The sequence below is a fragment of the Desulfovibrio sp. genome (assembly GCF_009712225.1).
Lineage (GTDB): Bacteria > Desulfobacterota > Desulfovibrionia > Desulfovibrionales > Desulfovibrionaceae > Desulfovibrio.
Genome location: NZ_WASP01000007.1, coordinates 105,226 through 121,645, shown reverse-complemented (window position 1 = coordinate 121,645; position 16,420 = coordinate 105,226). Strand labels below are relative to the sequence as shown.

The window sequence follows — 16,420 nt, the reverse complement described above, 5'->3', positions numbered from 1 at the left end:
CCCATCCCACTGGGGGGTTGGGGCATGCCCCACCGCCGCTGAAATCTGTTGCGCCGTTTTTTTACTTGTGCAGCTTTTCAGCTATGACTTCGCGGATGATCTTGTTCAGGCCCGGAAGGTCGGGCTTGGAAACCTGCCTGTCCGCGCCCATTTTGACGCCCTTTTCGTACAGCGCGTCTGTAATGAGCGAAGAGAACAGAATGACCGGCAGGGTGCTGAGGCCGGGGGTTTCGCGAATTTTTGCCGTCAGCATGTGTCCGTCCATTTCCGGCATTTCAATGTCGGAAATGATCAGGTGCAGCACGTCGGTAAGTTCTTTGCCCTTGGCTTGGGCTTCCTCACGCGTGCGCATCAAAAATTCCCATGCGGCACGGCCACTGCCCACGGCAGTAACCTGAAAACCCGATTTTTCGAGCGACGACTGCATAACGTTGCGCAGCGAGCTCGAGTCGTCCGCCACCAGCAGGTGGAACTGGCCCGCGCCTTCAACCGGGCTGGTGTCTACCTCAACCTGCGACATGTCGAGCGTGCTGTCGAGGCTGGCGAGGATTTTTTCCATGTCCAGAATAAAGAGCACGCGGTCCTGAATGCGCAGCACGCCGGTGATGGTCTCGCGCGAGTATGTCTGCACGTACTGGTTCGGCGGTTCAATGCGGTCCCAGGTCATGCGGTGGATGCTCGTGACGGCAGAAACCATAAAGGCAGCCTGCACGCCGCTGAACTCGGTAACAATGACCTTGGTGTTTTCTTCCGTTGCCATTTCCTTGCCCAGCCATGCGGCCAGGTTGAGGATGGGCAGCACCTTGCCGCGCAGGTTGAACGTGCCAAGCACGGAAGGGTCGCACTTGCTGGGCACACTGGTGATGTTGGGCAGGCGGATGATTTCAAGCACCTTGGCTACGTTGATGCCGTAATGCCCGCTGTAGACCTTGCCGTCTGGCTGCTTCTCGTCGATAATGAATTCAATGATTTCAAGTTCGTTATTGCTAACGTTCAGCAAGCTGTTTTGCGACATGGCGTTCCATCCTGTGCTGCGAAAGGCGTGGCTTTCCACCGAGATCGGGTGTTCCGGTTACGGGAACTGCTGCCTAGATGTATCGGCTGAATATATATTCTCTTAAGGCTTCTGCTCAAAAACCTATTTGCGGCGGGCTGCAGCCTTTACCGCCCTGGGCGGTTCGCGGCGGGGGCAGAATGGCCGCATTTCGCATACATCGCACAGTGGTTTGCGGGCATCGCACACCTCGCGTCCAAACCAGACCATGCGATGGTTGACGTCGCCCCATTCCTCGCGCGGAAAAAGCTTCATGAGGTCGCGCTCAATGGGCACGGGGTCGGTTTCGTCGGTCAGGCCCAGCCGGTAGGCAATGCGTTTTACATGGGTGTCGACCGCCAGCCCCTCGTTGATGCCGTATGCGCCAAACAGCACCACATTGGCCGTTTTGCGAGCAACACCGGGTATGGTGACGAGGTCTTCAATGCTTTTGGGAATCTGCCCGTCAAAAACATCGCGCACACGTCGTGCAGCGCCCAGCAGGTTTTTTGCCTTGCTGTGGAAAAATCCCGTGGGGCGGATGACGCCCTCAAGTTCTTCAATCGGAGCCTCTGCCAGTGCGGCAGGCGTGGGCCAGCGGCGAAAAAGCTCTGGCGTGACTGTGTTGACCCGCGCGTCTGTGCACTGGGCTGCAAGTACGGTGGCCACCAGCAGTTCCCATGCGTTCTGGGCATCCAGATGGGTTCGCGGGTGGGGGTAACGCTGTTGCAGGGCCGCAAGCACCTGCCTGGCAGTTGCCTCTGGTGAAGATTTAACGCTCATGCCTCTTTATGCCACAGGCCGGGCAGCCTCGCAAGCCAAGGCCGGGGCGTTGGCTCGTACCGCCCTTTTCAGCTTTGGGGCTCTTTGTTTTTTGGGCAGCAGGGTGTATGCTGTCTCAATGGAACAAAATGAAACCCACAGGGTTTTTCTGGTCTATATGACCGCGCCCACAGAGCAGGAGGCCCTGCATCTGGCACGCGAGCTGGTGCGTTTGCGGCTGGCCGCCGGGGTCAACATGATGCCCGGTGCCCGCTCGGTGTATCGCTGGCAGGGGCAGGTGCACGAAGCGGGCGAATGCCTGCTGCTGGCCCAGGTCAGCGAGGCGGCCCTGCCCGAATTTCTGGAAAAGGCGCGCGCCTTGCACAGTTACGAGGTTCCCTGCGTGGTTGCCATGCCCATTGCGGCTGGCCATCAGCCCTTTTTGCAATGGATCGCTGAAAACAGTCTGCCGCACCCGGCCTGACCAACCCTCATACGCACGTCACCAAGAGGAAGTTATGTCCATCTACGTTTCTGGATCGTTGGCATTTGACCGCATCATGACCTTTCCCGGCAGCTTTCAGGATCATATCCTCATGGACAAGCTGCACATGATCAACGTGAGCTTCATGGTGGACGGCATGGACGAACGGCGCGGGGGCTGCGCGGGTAACATTGCCTATTCGCTTGGTCTGCTGGGCGAAAAGCCCACCATCGTGGCCGCTGCCGGGCGCGATTTTGGCCCCTATGCCATTGTGCTGGAAAACATGGGCCTGCCGCTGGATGGCATTCGCCGTGCGGAAGATATCTTTACTGCCCTGTGCTATATCACCACCGACCTCAACAGCAACCAGATCACCGGTTTCTATCCCGGGGCCATGAGCCTGCCCGCGGATTATGACTTTCCCGCCATTGATGCGGAAAAGGACATTGCCATCATCTCGCCCGGCAACGTTGACGACATGCGTCGTCTGCCCGGCTTTTATCGCGAAAAAGGCGTGCCCTACATCTTCGATCCCGGCCAGCAGCTGCCCGTGCTGACCGGCAACGAGCTGCTGGCGGCCATTGAAGGCTCTTTTGCCTGCATTACCAACGACTACGAACTCAACATGATCTGCAAGGCCACGGGCAAGAGCGAAGACGAGCTGGTAGGCCGCACCCTGTGGCTTGTGACCACCCTTGGCGCAGACGGTGCCCTGATTCGCGGTGCAGACGGCACGGAAACGCGCATTCCCGCGGTGCCGCCCCGTCAGGTTCTCGATCCCACCGGCGCGGGCGACGCACACCGTGCTGGCCTGCTCAAGGGCCTGCTGAGCGGGTTGAGCATGCCCGAAGCAGCCAAGCTTGGCTCGGTGAGCGCCAGCTTCTGCCTTGAAAAGATGGGCACGCAGGAACACGAATTCACGCCCGAGGTGTTCCGTCAGCGTTACGAGGCCACCTTTGGCTCCATGCCTGAGATCCTGGGCTAGATTGCACACCACCAAGGCCTGAAACCGGGAGCACAACATGCAGACCAGTCTTCCTGAAGGTATCCGTGTTCTGTTTGTAGCCGGTTTCGGGCCTGTGGTGGCCGACCGGGAAAAGAGCGACAAGCTTTATAGAAAGGTTCTGGCGCTGCCCCTGCGGCACGAGGATGGCTACGAGGGCTACTGGCATTCGCAGTGCCTTGAGGGCGTAAAGCATTTTGCCCTCTGGCCGCTGGACAAGGCCGCTCTCTCGTGTTTTGGCGAGGCAGTCTGGCCCGCCCATCTGCCCGTGCCACAGGCCTGGCTTGAGCTGGATGTGGAAGATATCGCCTCGGCCACGCGTATTCTTGAACAGAACGGCTACGCGCTGCTCACCCGGCTTAAGGAAGAACCCTGGGGGCAGACCGTGACCCGCTTTCTGAGCCCCGAGGGCATTTTGACGGCCATCACCCACACGCCTTTTTTGCGCGAAGCGGCATCGGCGGAGGAAACAGCCTAGAGCACGGAGGCAGCATGTTCTACATTGCGCTGGTGGTCTTTGCTGGCTGCGTGGTGGCCCTGCAACCGCCCATTAACGCGGCGCTGGGCCGTACGGTTGGCCTGCTTGAAAGCGGGCTGGTTTCGTTTGCCGTGGGTACGCTGTTTCTTGCAATGGCGGTGTTGCTCACCGGGCGGGGCAGTGTGCTGCGCGTGACGGAAATTCCGCTCTGGCAACTGGCGGGCGGGGTGCTGGGCGCGTTTATGGTGGTAACAACCACCATGGCCGCACCGCGCATCGGCGTGCTGAGCACGCTGGTGGCCATGATTTTTGGCAATCTGGTCATGGGGGCCATTATCGATCACAAAGGCTGGTTTGGCCTGACGGCCATACCCTTTGACTGGCGCAGAATGCTGGGGCTGGCCATGGTGCTGGCGGGCATTGCTCTGGTGGCCCGCCGCTGAATGTATATGAAAACGAAGGGAATGACATGCGTGTTGATGCAGTGCGGGGCTTTCTGGCCCGCCATGGTCTGGAACAAGCCTACAGCGAATTTGATGTTTCGAGCGCCACGGTAGATCTGGCCGCACAGGCCATAGGATGCGAGCCGGGGCGTATTGCCAAGAGCCTTTCCATCAGCGTGAACGACACGCCCATGGTGCTGGTTGTGATGGGCACGGCCCGTCTGGACAACCGCAAATTCAAGGATGCCTTTCACTCCAAGGCCCGCTTTATCAAACCGGAAGATCTTGAAGCCCAGGTGGGGCATCCCATGGGCGGCGTTTGCCCCTTTGCCCTGCCAGAGGGCGTTGCCGTGTATCTGGACACGAGCCTCAGGCAGTATGACCCCGTGTATCCGGCAGCGGGCGCGCCCAACAATGCCGTGCGGCTGACGCTCGAAGAACTGGAGCAAGTGACCGGCGGCACGTGGGTCGACGTGTGCAAGAGCGGCGAAGCCTGATTCCCGTCTGATTTTGCACGATATTCGCTTGTTGCCCGCGTAATGGCCGCCGGACATTCTGGCGAACCTTGCGCGGTATCACAGCATTTTTGCCGTGTGGACAGGCCGTTTGCGCCTGTCCGCATGGGGCTGGTTACAGCCCAAAACCTCCGCCACCGCGCCGTCTGTGGCATACACCCATGCCGCAACGCGAACCGCGCCCGTCGCACAGTTCATAATCGCCGCCTTCTATACGCAGCAGCTTGCCGTTGACCAGCGAATCGGCCAGTTTTTTGCGCGCCTCTGCATAGATGCTCTGCACGGTGGTGCGGGCAATGCGCATTTTTTCGGCGCAGGCCTCCTGATTCATTCCCTCAAGGTCAATGAGGCGCACGGCCTCGTATTCATCCACGGTCATGGTGACGCATTGTCCGGCTTCCCCTGCATTGCCGGGGGCCTGTCCGCAGCCCGGCAGGGGGCCGAAACTGGCATTTTCCGGCAGGCTACAGACTTTTCGCCATTTTTTTGGTCTTGGCATGCAACCCTCTTTGGGGGCCGTCCGGCGGCGGTGCGCACAACATGCGCTCGGGGCCCGGGCGGCCCTTTTTCATTCATGTGCTGGTACTTTAGCTGTTATTGTTTGCCCCGTCACTGCCAGCCCCGGAGCCTGCCCCAGAGGCTGCTGCAGAACCTGCGGCAGGTCCTGTGCCGCAGCTCCGGGGCTGACCGACGGTGCAGTTGCCCTGCCGCCTGTTCTGATTCATGGCCCGATTCATTCCGTACCCCATGCCCTTGCCCATTCCAGCGTTTTCACCGTTCATGTCGCAGTTGCGGGGCATGTTGTTATGCCTTTGGCCGTGGCGGCAGCAGCGGCCTTGGCCCACGTTTTGGCCCATGCCCTGGCCCATTCCCGGTTCTGAACCCTGCGCCGGATCGGCAGCGCTGTTCAGGCCGCGTTGCGAACCTTGGCGCATGCCGCCCCTGCAATTGCCCCTGCCGCGCCCAGAGCGCGCACCCATGCCGTTGGGTCCTGTATGATCGAGATCAGGCATGTGAAGCTCCTTGCGTTGATGTTATTGACATATGTCAGTTATGGGCTTATGTGTGTTTCTGTCATATGTCAATAACGCGGGCCGGGAAATTCTCCTGTTCCGCACGCAGAAAACTTTCGAAAGGTGCGTAAAATGAGTGATTGCAACCATCAGTGTGGAAGCTGTGGTGAAAGTTGCGGCGATCGCAACGAACCTCAGCAGGATTTCAGGGTAAAACCGCATGCGCAAAGTCGCATCGGCAAGGTCATAGGTGTTGTGAGCGGCAAGGGTGGGGTAGGCAAATCTCTGGTTACCTCGTTGCTGGCTGTGGCCTTGACCCGGCAGGGCAAGCACTGCGCCATTCTTGACGCCGACATTACAGGCCCTTCCATTCCCCGTGTGTTTGGCCTCACGGGCAAGGCCCATGTGGAAGGAGACGGCCTCGTGCCCGAGCGCAGCAAGGGCGGAGTGGATATCATGTCCATGAATCTGCTGCTGCACGGCGATTCGGATGCAGTGCTGTGGCGCGGCCCCATCATTGCCGGTGCGGTCAAGCAGTTCTGGTCGGACGTGGTCTGGCGCGATGTGGACTATATGTTTGTGGACATGCCTCCCGGAACGGGCGACGTGCCGCTGACAGTTTTTCAGTCCCTGCCGGTGGACGGCATTGTGATTGTGACCTCGCCGCAGGAACTGGTGAGCATGATCGTGCAAAAGGCCATTGATATGGCCCGGCAGATGGATGTTCCCATTCTTGGGCTGGTCGAAAATTATTCGTACTTCAAATGCCCGGACAACAACAAGGAATACAAGATTTTTGGCGAAAGCCACATCGACGCCGTGGCGCAGCGGCACGGCCTCAAGGTGCTTGCCCGCCTGCCCATTGATCCCGCGCTGGCAAATGCGTGCGATACGGGAACCATTGAAGACGTGAGCGAGCACTTTATGGACGGCGCGCTGGCAGTGATCAGGCTCATGTGATTGGCCTCACGTGACCGACTGCTGATTTCACAGTGAATGCGGGGTGGGAGCCAGTGCGGCTGCCGCCCCGTTTTTGCGCCATTTTTTGCAGCAACCCGTGTGTCGCTGCACTGTGCGTGTGGTACCGTTTCTGCAAAAAAGGGAGTGTCTTTACCTTTGGCAGCATGTGTGACTATGGTTGCCCAAACCAAGGAGCAACCATGCGTACCTATCAACAGTTCATCAACGGCAAATTGGTTTCACCCACTGGCTTTGCAGTTATTGAGGTAGAGAACCCCTCTACCGGCGAAATAATGGCCCAGACCCCCAATGGCGGCAAGGAGGACGGGCTGGCCGCCCTGGCCGCGGCCCACAAGTCCCAGACGGCCTGGGCAGCGCTACCGGCGGTTGCGCGGGCCGGGTATCTGAAAAAAATGGCCGACCTGATCCGCAAGCACCGGCTTGAACTTGGCCGTATTCTTGCCGAGGAGCAGGCCAAAACCCATCCCCTCGCCCAGATCGAGATTGACCTGACGGCCGAGTATTTTGACTACTACGCTGGCTGGGCGCGCATTTACGAGGGCGAGATCATCCAGAGCGACCGCCCGCGCGAAAACATACTGCTCTACCGCAGGCCCATCGGCGTTGTGGTGGGCATATGCCCGTGGAATTTCCCCTTCTTTGTCATGGCACGCAAGGTCGCGCCCTCGCTGCTGGTGGGCTGCACCTCGGTCATCAAACCCAGCAGTCTGGCTCCGGCCACGGTTATGCACTTCGCCAGCCTACTGCGCGAAATCGACCTGCCCGCTGGCGTGGTGAACTTTGTGACCGGCGGCGGCAGCACGCTGGGCGAAACGCTGGCCTCCAGCTCCATGACCGACATGGTCAGTCTGACCGGCAGCGTGGAGGCCGGGCAGCGCATCATCTCCGCAGGCGCGCACAATATCACCAAGGTATCGCTGGAGCTGGGCGGCAAGGCCCCGGCCATTGTCTGCGCCGATGCCGACATGGATCTGGCCGTCAAGGCCGTAACAGCCTCGCGCACGGTATTCAGCGGGCAGGTGTGCAACTGCGCCGAACGCCTCTATGTGCACGAAAGCGTGGCCGACGCCTTTGCCGAGAAGCTGTCTGCGGCCTTTGAGGCCGTGCGGCTGGGCAATCCCTTTGACGACCCGGCACCAGACATGTGCAGCCAGATCAGCGCCGACCATCTTGGCAAGATCGACGGCATGGTCAGACGCGCAAAAGAGCAGGGCGCGGAAGTTGTTACCGGCGGCGCGCCCGCCGAACGAGGCAGCGGCTACTTCTACAAGCCGACCCTGCTGCGCAGCTGCCAGCAACATATGGAAATCGTGCGCAACGAGGTTTTTGGCCCGGTGCTGCCCATGCTGACCTATCGCGATCTGGACGAGGCCATTGAACTGGCCAACGACTGCGATTACGGCCTCACATCGTCCATCTACACCACCAGTATTTCCACGGCCATGGAAGCGGTGAACCGCCTGAAGTTTGGCGAAACCTACGTAAACCGAGAGAACTTCGAGGCCATGCAGGGCTTCCACGCCGGGTGGCGCAAGTCGGGCATCGGCGGTGCGGACGGCAAGCACGGGCTCATGGAATACCTGCAGACACAGGTGGCCTATATCCAGTACTAGCGGGTTCATTCAGCCCCCAGAGCACAAAAAACAAGGCCCCTCATGGAGGGGCCTTGCTGCATTCTATCGCTGGGGCACCGCTTACTTGGTAAACAGAATAAGGGCCACCATCTTGAGGTCTGTGGAACCGGTATTGAGCAGGCCGTGGCTTTCGCCATCGTTGCAGACGGTCACGTCGCCAGCCTTGACGGTGGCTTCCACGCCGTTGTCGTTGTACAGGCCTTCGCCCTCAAGAATGTAATATATTTCCATTTCGCCGTTGTGCTTGTGGTTGCCCACGGCACAGCCGGGCTTGAGGGTGCCGATGTTGAACAGGCGACCTTTGTCGGCAAGGCCCTTTTCGTTAACTATCTTGGTAAAATGGACTGCGCCCGGCCCACCGAAAAGTTCCTTTTCAAAGCATTCCAGAGCGTCTGCGCGATTGATCATGGTGGTCTCCTGTGGTTCAGGCGCGTCTGCGCCGGTTAGAGCTGTGTTGCGGAGAAGTCTCCGTGGTAATGCCCGCCCGGCAATCCCCGCGCCATAACCGGGCATTGCTGCGGCGATTACCGGCGCGTAGGGCGCTTAACTGTTGTTTTCGTCGTCATCCCCGTCGTCGGGGGTGGCAGTTGTTTTATTTCCCGGCTTCACGCCCTTGGCTCCAGCGGGCAAAACCCTGCGGGGGCGGCGCGGTGCGCGGCGCTTGCTGACGCGGGGCTCTGCCGAGGGCCGGGGAGCCTTTACGCGCGGGGGCAGTTCCTTGATGTTTATATCAAGCTGCGGGAAGGCAATCTCGATACGCTGCTCGCGGAACTCCCTTTCTATTTCAACCCGGATATCAGAGGCTGTGGAAACCGCCACGTCATAATCGCGCACCCAGAATCTCAGGCTGAAATCGAGCGTGCTGGCGCCAAATTCCACAAAGGCCACGGTTGGCGGGGGATATTTGAGCACGTTGCTGTTGGCGTTGGCCGTGGCCAGCAGAATCTTCATGACCTGATCTGCGTCAGTGCCGTAGGCCACGCCCACCTTGATCTCCCTGCGCACGGTGCGGCTGTTGCGCGTCCAGTTGATGAGGCGGCTGGCCACAAATTCAGAGTTGGGGACAATGATCAGGGCATTGTCAAAGGTTTCCACCATGGTGGCGCGCACGCTGATCTTGCGCACACGGCCCTGGGTGCCGCCCACTTCCACCACGTCACCCGCCTGAAGGGTACGGCTGAAGATAAGTATCAGACCCGAGAGGAAGTTGTTGACGATGGTCTGCATGCCAAAACCGATACCGACGGAAAGACCACCGGCTACCATGGCAAGGTTGCTGAGTTCCATGCCCACGGCACGCAGGGCAAACAGGCCAAAGCAGCACCAAAGCGCGTAGGTAAAGGCCGTCTGCATGGGCGGAATGAGCGTGGCGTCAATGGCAACGCCCTGCTTGGGCAGGCGGGCCAGAAAACGCGAGCCCATGCCCACGGCTGTGCGGGTAAGAAAGAACATGGTGATGATGAGCAGCAGGTGCACCACATTGAACTGTGTGGCGCCCACGTTTACGCCGCGCATCACGTAGTGTTGCAGCAGGTACATGCCGCCGGGCAGCGTGCCCACCCACTGCGAAACGCCCACAAAGGCCGCCACCAGCACCACAGGGGCAGAAAGGGCCACGGCAAGGTGAGCCAGTGCGGCGCGCACTCCTTCCTGAGGAATTCTGTCATTAAGCGTACTGACCAGAGCCATGCCGCCAAGGCAGAGTTGCAGGGCCAGCGAGCAGGAGACAAAGAGCAGGTACAGCACCATGCTGTAAATGTGCAACCCGGCCAGGGTCAGCACAAGACAGATCCACAGCACGAGAGGTTCGCATTCAAGCACGCTGGTTTCCGCATGCATGGGGCCAAGATCAAGCTTGGGTCTGCGGTGCTGGCGCACGAGGGAAACAATGACAATACCAAGCCAGATAACCAGCACCAGCGGCTGGGTAAGCGGCAGGTAGAGCAGCACATACGAACACAGGGTTGGCTGGATGAGTGTCCAGAAAGGCGGTTTCTGCTGCTGTACCTCTGGGTATTTCAGCAGGCGCAGGTCCCAGGCCAGATGGATCTGGGCCACAATGAGGCACAGGTTGCCAACAGCCAGAAACAGGCGGAAGAACTCGCCCGTCGAAGATACGGAACTGCCCAGCAGGGCCAGCCCCACGCACAGCCAGGGCAGACTGACACGAAAAATGTGCCGCACTGTGGTGTTGGTTTCGTGCGCGGCCCAGCGGCGGTACAGCAGGGTGGTGAGCACGCCTGTGAACAGCAGGCATACCACAAAACGCAGCACCGCCGTGCCCCAGCGCTGTACGGTGACAGGTATTTCAACCGGCAAGCGCAGAATCATGCCCTGGGCCGAGTAGTGCATCTGCCGGCCAAAGTCGGCCCAGGCATCCGGGCTGAGCCACGGCACGGGGCTTTGCAGGTAATAGTTTTTCCACAGAACAGGAATCTGCGCGTTGATTTCTTCCTGCATTTTTTCCAGCCGCTTGATGAGGGCCAGGGCAGGAGCAAGGGCAGAATCGTACTGCGCCATCACGGCGGTGAGCCGCAGACGGGTGAGTACGATGGTTTTGGCGTATTCCTGCATTTCAGGGCTCAGGCTGCCGTCGTGCAGGTCTTCGGGCATGCTGTCGGCCAGATAGCCAACGCGTTCAAGCAGGGCCTGTACTTCTGTGCGCGCGCCCATGACGGGGTCGATGACCTTGCGCAGGTCAAGCACGGTGGAGGTGATGCGTCGGCCCACGGCCTCAACAGGGTTGGGCCAGTTTTTATAGGTATTGAGCAGCACCAGAAGACGCCGCGCTTCTTCCATGAAGGGCTGCACCTTTTCGCTCAGGTTGTTCGAGCGCTGGGCAAACGAATCGCCCATGGCGGCGGCCTTCTGGGTGATTTCGTCGAGCATGGCCTTCTGGCCGCTCCAGACCATTTCCCACGGGTCGCGCAGGGGCAGGGTGGGGATGGGTGCTTCGCCCTCCTTGGAGTCCGCTGGCTTGTCGTCTGCTTTGGCATCGGCCTTGGCATCGGCCTTGCCGTCAGCCTTGGCATCGGATTTTGCGTCAGCCTTGGCGGCGGGCTTGTCCTGCTTGTCTGACTTGGACGAATCCTTTTTGCCGGAATCGGCAGATTTGCCAGAATCTCCCTTGCCGGAATCAACCTTGGCCGAGTCGGCTTTGCCAGAATCCTGCTTTGGAGCGTCTGGCTTGGCTGCGTCCTGCTTGGGAGCATCGGCTTTTGCGGCATCGGCCTTGCCTGTATCGGGCTTGGCTGCGTCTGGCTTGGATGCATCGGGTTTGGCGGCATCCGTTTTGGGAGCGTCCTGCTTGGTGGCGGGGGTCGTTTCCGCCGCATGGGCGACGGGAGAGGCCAGGGCACAGCACAGGGCCAGGAAAAAGGCAATAAGCAGCTGTTTGGGTGCGTGCATGGAATCCTCAGATTACAGTCTGTTGTCTTGGAACGGTAGCAGCCCTTCCATACGTCAAGACGGTCCGTTTGAAAAGAGCGCGCCCTTTACAATGCGGCGGGCGGACGGCATAATTCTGGCATGAAAACAGGCATGAATCCTCCAGATTGCGACTTGCAAAACACCCAGTGCAACCCCGGCAACTCGTTGCCCGTGGCCCTTTTGCGCCACGACACCTACACCGCGCCCGCCCTGCGCACGGCAGTGGGGCAGGTGATGGACGCAGCCCGGCTGGCGGAATATTACCCCCTGCGCGCAGGCACACGCGTGCTGGTCAAGCCCAACCTGCTCATGGCAAAGCACCTTGCCTGCACCTCGCCCGAGGTGGTGGCGGCTGTGTGCGCGTGGATTATGGACCACGGCGCACAGGTGCGCGTGGCCGATTCGCCGGGTTTTGGCCGGGCTGTTACGGTGGCCCGAGCCGTGGGGCTTGATGAAGCCCTGCGCCCCCTTGGGCTCGAGGTGGAAGAAATCGGCCCTGCTGTGCCCCTGCCCCTGCCTCTTGAGGGCGATGCGGCGCAAAAGGCGGGTTTTCAAGCGGGCGGTTCGCGCTTTCATGTGGCGCGGCTGGCCATGGAAAGCGATCTGATCGTTTCCGTGCCACGGGTAAAGGCCCACGCCCAGATGCTCACAACGCTCTCTGTCAAAAACTGTTTTGGCTGCGTGCGCGGTCTGCACAAGGCCGTGGCCCATGCGCGCGAAGGGCGTGACCCCCGGTTTTTTGCCGATTGCCTTGCCGCCCTGTGGGCCACCTTGCCCCCTGTGGCAGCGGTGGCCGACGGCATTACGGCCATGCACATAACCGGGCCGAGCAACGGCAAACCCTTTGCATTGGGCCTGCTTGGGGCCAGCGCCTCTGCCGTTGCGCTTGACGAAGCCGTGTACGCCGTGCTGGGCCTGAACCCGCAGGATGTGCCGCTGGGAGCGGCCCTGAGCCGCCGCAAGGCTTGGGGCAGCGGTGCGGCTGGCTCGCAGGTGATATTTCCGCTCAACACCCCGGCAGATTTTTGCGCCGCCGGTTTTCAGTTGCCTGTCGAGCTTTCGCACACGTCATTTCATCCGGCCCGTTTTGTTCAGAGCTGTTTTCGCCGTATTTTTGCGGCGTTTAAAAAATAAGAGCCAAGGAGCCTGTTATGGCCAAGATTCTCCCCGGAGAAACCGATATCTACGCCATCACCGATGCTGGCCTTTCGCTGGGCAGACCTCTGGAAGAGGTCGTCACAGCCCTGCTGGGCGCTGGTGTGCGCATTCTGCAATACCGCGAAAAAAAGCTGAAGGCCGGAGCCATGCTTGAAGAATGCCGCATGTTGCGGCGGCTTACCGCCGAGGCCGGAGCCTGCTTTATCGTCAACGACCACATTGATATTGCCATGCTGGTAAAGGCCGACGGTGTGCACGTGGGGCAGGAGGATCTGCCCGTGCCCGAGGTGCGCAGTCTTGTGGGGCCGGGCATGATCATTGGCCTGTCCACCCACATGCCCGAACAGGCCCGCGAGGCCCGTAGCCTTGGGGCGGACTACATTGGCGTGGGGCCCATTTTTGCCACCAAGACCAAGGAAGACGTGGTAGCCCCCGTGGGGTATGACTACCTGGACTGGGTGAGCCACCATGCCGACCTGCCCTTTGTGGCCATTGGCGGCATCAAGCAGCACAATATCGCTGAGGTGGCGCGCCACGGCGCGCGTTGCTGCTCACTGGTAAGCGAGCTTGTGGGAGCGCCCGACATTCGCGCCAGGGTGGAATCGGTACGCAATGCCATGCGAGAGGGTATGGTGGGCTGATAAAACCCTCGTACTTAGTCTTGTGCAATAAAAAGGGCATCACACGCCTGTGGCGTATGATGCCCTTAACTATCTCATTTTGCAGGATCGCTGGCTGGTTACTGCAGCGCCTGTCCCACGGCCCTGTGGTAGCCGCGCATGCGCTGGCTTTCAAGGCGGGAACGTTGCAACTGCGACCTGATGTCACTGTGCGCCTTTGTGGCAAGTTCCGTAAGGTGATCCTGCATGCGGGCCAGCTCAATCAGGTGCGCACGGTACTCATCGGCCTGGCTGTCGTCCAGCATATGCCAGGCCATGCTGGTAATTTCACCCCGCCTTTCAGCGAGTTCAACAGCCCTGTCATACGCGCCGTCCTCAAGGGCCGCCATTTCCAGGCGGGCAAGATTGAGCGCTTCATCCAAAAGGCATACGCCCTGACTCATATCTGCTCCTGATGCCCTACTGGGCCATATGTTCAACAACCTGTTTGTGCAGCGTTTCGCTGGTTTCGCGCCAGTCGTTGCACAGGGGAATGAATTCGTATTCAAGCAGGTCGGCCAGCAGAATCCAGTCTTCGTTTTCCAGCACGTCGCCCATCTCAGAGAGCATGCTGGAGAATTTTTCTGTCTTCTGGGCAAAGTCGGGCACTGCGCCGTTGGTATAGCGCGTACGCAGTTCGCCAAGCATACCCATGAAATCACGGGTCACGTCCAGCAGATCCTGGAAAAGTTCGAGTGCGTCGGTGTCGGAGGCGGCACGGAACAGCCGGGCCACTTCGCGCGCGCCGTGGCTCATCATCTGCGCCACCTTGCCCATTTCAGCCGACATTTCCACGGCCATTTCGGCCATAGGCACGGAACGCACCTCGATGGAAGAAATATCAGTGCAGGCAATGTCTTCGGCCTGATGCGGGTAGATTTCGGAAAAGGCCTCGTTGTTGACCAGAACGTCCGTCACTACGCGATTGACCATCTTGTCGTCCTGAATAACGTCCTTGAGCAGTTCCTCAAGGTTGGCAAAGGCAGTAATGCTTTTTTCGCTTTGTGCGCCGTCGATGATAATCATTCCAGTTCCCCTCCTCTCCCCCTCAGGGAAGATTTTACCGTAATGTGGTATGCCGATAATTAAGCAAATGACGTGCCATTTACGTATTTATTACGCCAATCAAGTACTTGCGCACCAAGATGGGTAGTAAGTGCCAGCAGGTCGTCCAGGTGTTCCGCTCGCTCCTGGCGCAGCTCGCGCCAGAACGCGCCCAGCGAGCGCAGCTCGGGGCAGGCATCAAGCACCGCCTGAAGTCGCTCGCAATTGCGCAAAAAGAGTTGTCCCGCCATGGGGGCTCTGCCCAGGATCTGCCCCTGTTGTGCAAGAATATCGAAAAGTTGTACGGCCTGATTCAGGGTTTCGAACAGACGCTGCGCAAACTGGGGCGAAAAATTGCCGTCGGGTACACCGGTGGGGCGGGTTCCGTTTTGGGGCGGATGCACCTGACCGAACTGCCCCGCGCATGCCGTAGCGGCTGTGAGGGCCGGGTTTTCAAGGTCGTCAAGTATCTGACGCCAGAAGATTCTCTGCTGCGCTAGCCACTGGCTGCGGTCATCGGCCGCGTGTGATGAGAGGCAGCGCACGGTGATAAAGCTCTGGTCGTCCAGTTCTGTCTGCCATACGCGGGCCTCGCGCCCAACTGTTTCCAGCGGCGCGGCTTCCCATCGGCCTGTGTCGAGCCATGCGAGCGCAAGCGAGGCCACGCTCTGCGGCCGGATATGGGTCACACAGGCCAGATTGTTGGGGCAGGGCTGGCTGAAGGGGCAGGGGTGGCAGGACAGGGCAGGCTCCAGGCAGCAGCAGCCCGGCAGGTAGGGGCCGGTGTCGCAGGGTTGGGCCGTCGCCAGAAAAATGGCCAGACACGTAACCCCAAGGCCAGCGGCAAGATGCATGGTGCCCGTGTCGTTGGTGAGCAGCATGCGCGAGCGGCTGAGCAGTGCCGCAAGCTGGGTGAGGTCTGTTTTGCCCACGGCGTCCACAAAGGGACCTGCGGCCTGCTGGGCATAGGCTTCGGCCAGCGGTCTTTCGGCTGGCGAACCCAGCAGAATCGGGCAGAGCCTGCGCTCGCGCCACAGGCTGTCACCCACGGCGGCAAAATACTGCGCGGGCCACTGACGCCGCTGCTCACTGGCTCCCAGCTGCATGGTCACAAAACCTGCGGTTTCCGGCGGGGCTGCAGCCAGCAGGGCATCCGCCCCCTCAAGGGCCTGTTGCGAAGGCCGGGCAAGGCGCAGGCGCGGCTGCAGGTCTGTTTCGCCGTGTTCAGAGCCACCAACCATGCGGAACATATCCACAAGGTTGAATGGCGCGCTCTGGCGGTTGACCGTGGCGCTGTTCAGAAATGTGGCCCAGATGCCTTTGTTTTGACCAAACCCGTGGGCATCAAGGGCAAAGCCGCGCATTTCGGCGGTACCCCCCGCCACAAGCCCCGCCAGCAGACGGGCGGGCAGGGTGGTGGTGAGATTCACCACGCAGTTTGGGGACGCACCGGCGCGAATGGCGCGGGCGTATTCGATCAGTCTGGCAGCGGCGCTGCGCCAGTCCTTGTCAATGTCGGCCATGAGACGTGCGCCGGGCAGGGGCCAGGCGCGTTCCACATGGCGCATCAGGGGCAGGGCGCTGGAAAAGTTGTCCAGGCATACCAGATGCACCCGGTTGCCCTGCCGGTGCAGGTCTTCGATAAGGGGCTGGCATTGCAACAGGTCGCCAAACCGCGTCAGGTTGATGACAACGGTGCAGCCTGCACTGTTCTGTGGGCTGCTCTGGGCGCTGCCCGGTTGTGCCTCTTCCCCCGCAGGGCTCGTGGTGTCCATGGGTCAGCA

Annotated in this window: 18 protein-coding genes; 9 read left to right on the top strand and 9 right to left on the bottom strand. The window is 60.2% G+C overall.

Features of this window, described 5'->3' with window-relative positions:
- Positions 1–61: 61 nt before the first annotated feature.
- Positions 62–1,015, bottom strand: a complete 954-nt coding sequence (locus F8N36_RS10270; protein WP_291332719.1) for a chemotaxis protein — start codon at positions 1,013–1,015, stop codon at positions 62–64.
- A 123-nt stretch (positions 1,016–1,138) separates the two neighbouring features.
- Complete coding sequence (gene nth / locus F8N36_RS10265; protein ID WP_291332718.1) at positions 1,139–1,816, bottom strand: endonuclease III; 678 nt, start codon at positions 1,814–1,816, stop codon at positions 1,139–1,141.
- 118 nt (positions 1,817–1,934) lie between these two features.
- Between nth and cutA the strand changes: the two genes are divergently transcribed.
- Genes cutA through F8N36_RS10240 form a run of 5 tightly spaced genes read left to right on the top strand, consistent with a single transcriptional unit; the run spans position 1,935 to position 4,700 of the window.
- Entirely contained in the window at positions 1,935–2,279 is a 345-nt protein-coding gene (gene cutA, locus F8N36_RS10260) for a divalent-cation tolerance protein CutA (protein WP_291332717.1), read from the top strand.
- Between the two features lie 34 nt (positions 2,280–2,313).
- Positions 2,314–3,264 carry a carbohydrate kinase family protein gene (locus F8N36_RS10255; protein WP_291332716.1) on the top strand — a complete coding sequence of 317 codons (951 nt, stop codon included), beginning with the start codon at positions 2,314–2,316 and terminating at the stop codon, positions 3,262–3,264.
- Between the two features lie 37 nt (positions 3,265–3,301).
- Positions 3,302–3,760, top strand: coding sequence for a VOC family protein (locus tag F8N36_RS10250; RefSeq protein WP_291332715.1), 459 nt, complete (start codon positions 3,302–3,304; stop codon positions 3,758–3,760).
- Between the two features lie 14 nt (positions 3,761–3,774).
- Positions 3,775–4,203, top strand: a complete 429-nt coding sequence (locus tag F8N36_RS10245) for a DMT family transporter (protein WP_291332714.1) — start codon at positions 3,775–3,777, stop codon at positions 4,201–4,203.
- 26 nt (positions 4,204–4,229) lie between these two features.
- A complete protein-coding gene (locus F8N36_RS10240; RefSeq protein WP_291332713.1) occupies positions 4,230–4,700 on the top strand; it encodes a YbaK/EbsC family protein in 471 nt (156 codons plus the stop codon).
- A gap of 133 nt (positions 4,701–4,833) precedes the next feature.
- Here F8N36_RS10240 and F8N36_RS10235 read toward each other — a convergent pair whose 3' ends face one another.
- Entirely contained in the window at positions 4,834–5,217 is a 384-nt protein-coding gene (locus F8N36_RS10235; protein ID WP_291332712.1) for a DUF134 domain-containing protein, read from the bottom strand.
- A gap of 88 nt (positions 5,218–5,305) precedes the next feature.
- Positions 5,306–5,731, bottom strand: a complete 426-nt coding sequence (locus F8N36_RS10230; protein WP_291332711.1) for a hypothetical protein — start codon at positions 5,729–5,731, stop codon at positions 5,306–5,308.
- A 132-nt stretch (positions 5,732–5,863) separates the two neighbouring features.
- On the opposite strand from F8N36_RS10230, the gene F8N36_RS10225 reads away from it, so the two are divergent.
- The gene (locus F8N36_RS10225; RefSeq protein ID WP_291332710.1) at positions 5,864–6,691 is read left to right on the top strand and encodes an Mrp/NBP35 family ATP-binding protein; all 828 of its coding nucleotides are present in this window, start codon (positions 5,864–5,866) and stop codon (positions 6,689–6,691) included.
- 200 nt (positions 6,692–6,891) lie between these two features.
- Positions 6,892–8,325, top strand: coding sequence for an aldehyde dehydrogenase (gene aldA, locus F8N36_RS10220; RefSeq protein WP_291332709.1), 1,434 nt, complete (start codon positions 6,892–6,894; stop codon positions 8,323–8,325).
- Positions 8,326–8,406: 81 nt separating this feature from the next.
- Here aldA and F8N36_RS10215 read toward each other — a convergent pair whose 3' ends face one another.
- Both F8N36_RS10215 and F8N36_RS10210 read right to left on the bottom strand, forming a co-directional pair.
- Positions 8,407–8,754 carry a cupin domain-containing protein gene (locus F8N36_RS10215; RefSeq protein ID WP_291332708.1) on the bottom strand — a complete coding sequence of 116 codons (348 nt, stop codon included), beginning with the start codon at positions 8,752–8,754 and terminating at the stop codon, positions 8,407–8,409.
- Between the two features lie 135 nt (positions 8,755–8,889).
- Entirely contained in the window at positions 8,890–11,754 is a 2,865-nt protein-coding gene (locus F8N36_RS10210; protein WP_291332707.1) for a mechanosensitive ion channel domain-containing protein, read from the bottom strand.
- 132 nt (positions 11,755–11,886) lie between these two features.
- Between F8N36_RS10210 and F8N36_RS10205 the strand changes: the two genes are divergently transcribed.
- Complete coding sequence (locus F8N36_RS10205; RefSeq protein WP_291332706.1) at positions 11,887–12,909, top strand: DUF362 domain-containing protein; 1,023 nt, start codon at positions 11,887–11,889, stop codon at positions 12,907–12,909.
- Positions 12,910–12,926: 17 nt separating this feature from the next.
- A complete protein-coding gene (gene thiE / locus F8N36_RS10200) occupies positions 12,927–13,574 on the top strand; it encodes a thiamine phosphate synthase (RefSeq protein ID WP_291332705.1) in 648 nt (215 codons plus the stop codon).
- 98 nt (positions 13,575–13,672) lie between these two features.
- Here thiE and F8N36_RS10195 read toward each other — a convergent pair whose 3' ends face one another.
- The 3 genes from F8N36_RS10195 to F8N36_RS10185 are packed head-to-tail and all read right to left on the bottom strand — an operon-like array spanning position 13,673 to position 16,411.
- The gene (locus tag F8N36_RS10195; RefSeq protein WP_291332704.1) at positions 13,673–13,996 is read right to left on the bottom strand and encodes a hypothetical protein; all 324 of its coding nucleotides are present in this window, start codon (positions 13,994–13,996) and stop codon (positions 13,673–13,675) included.
- A 16-nt stretch (positions 13,997–14,012) separates the two neighbouring features.
- The gene (locus F8N36_RS10190) at positions 14,013–14,618 is read right to left on the bottom strand and encodes a hypothetical protein (RefSeq protein WP_291332703.1); all 606 of its coding nucleotides are present in this window, start codon (positions 14,616–14,618) and stop codon (positions 14,013–14,015) included.
- 59 nt (positions 14,619–14,677) lie between these two features.
- A complete protein-coding gene (locus F8N36_RS10185) occupies positions 14,678–16,411 on the bottom strand; it encodes a glycosyltransferase family 9 protein (protein ID WP_291332702.1) in 1,734 nt (577 codons plus the stop codon).
- Positions 16,412–16,420: the final 9 nt, after the last annotated feature.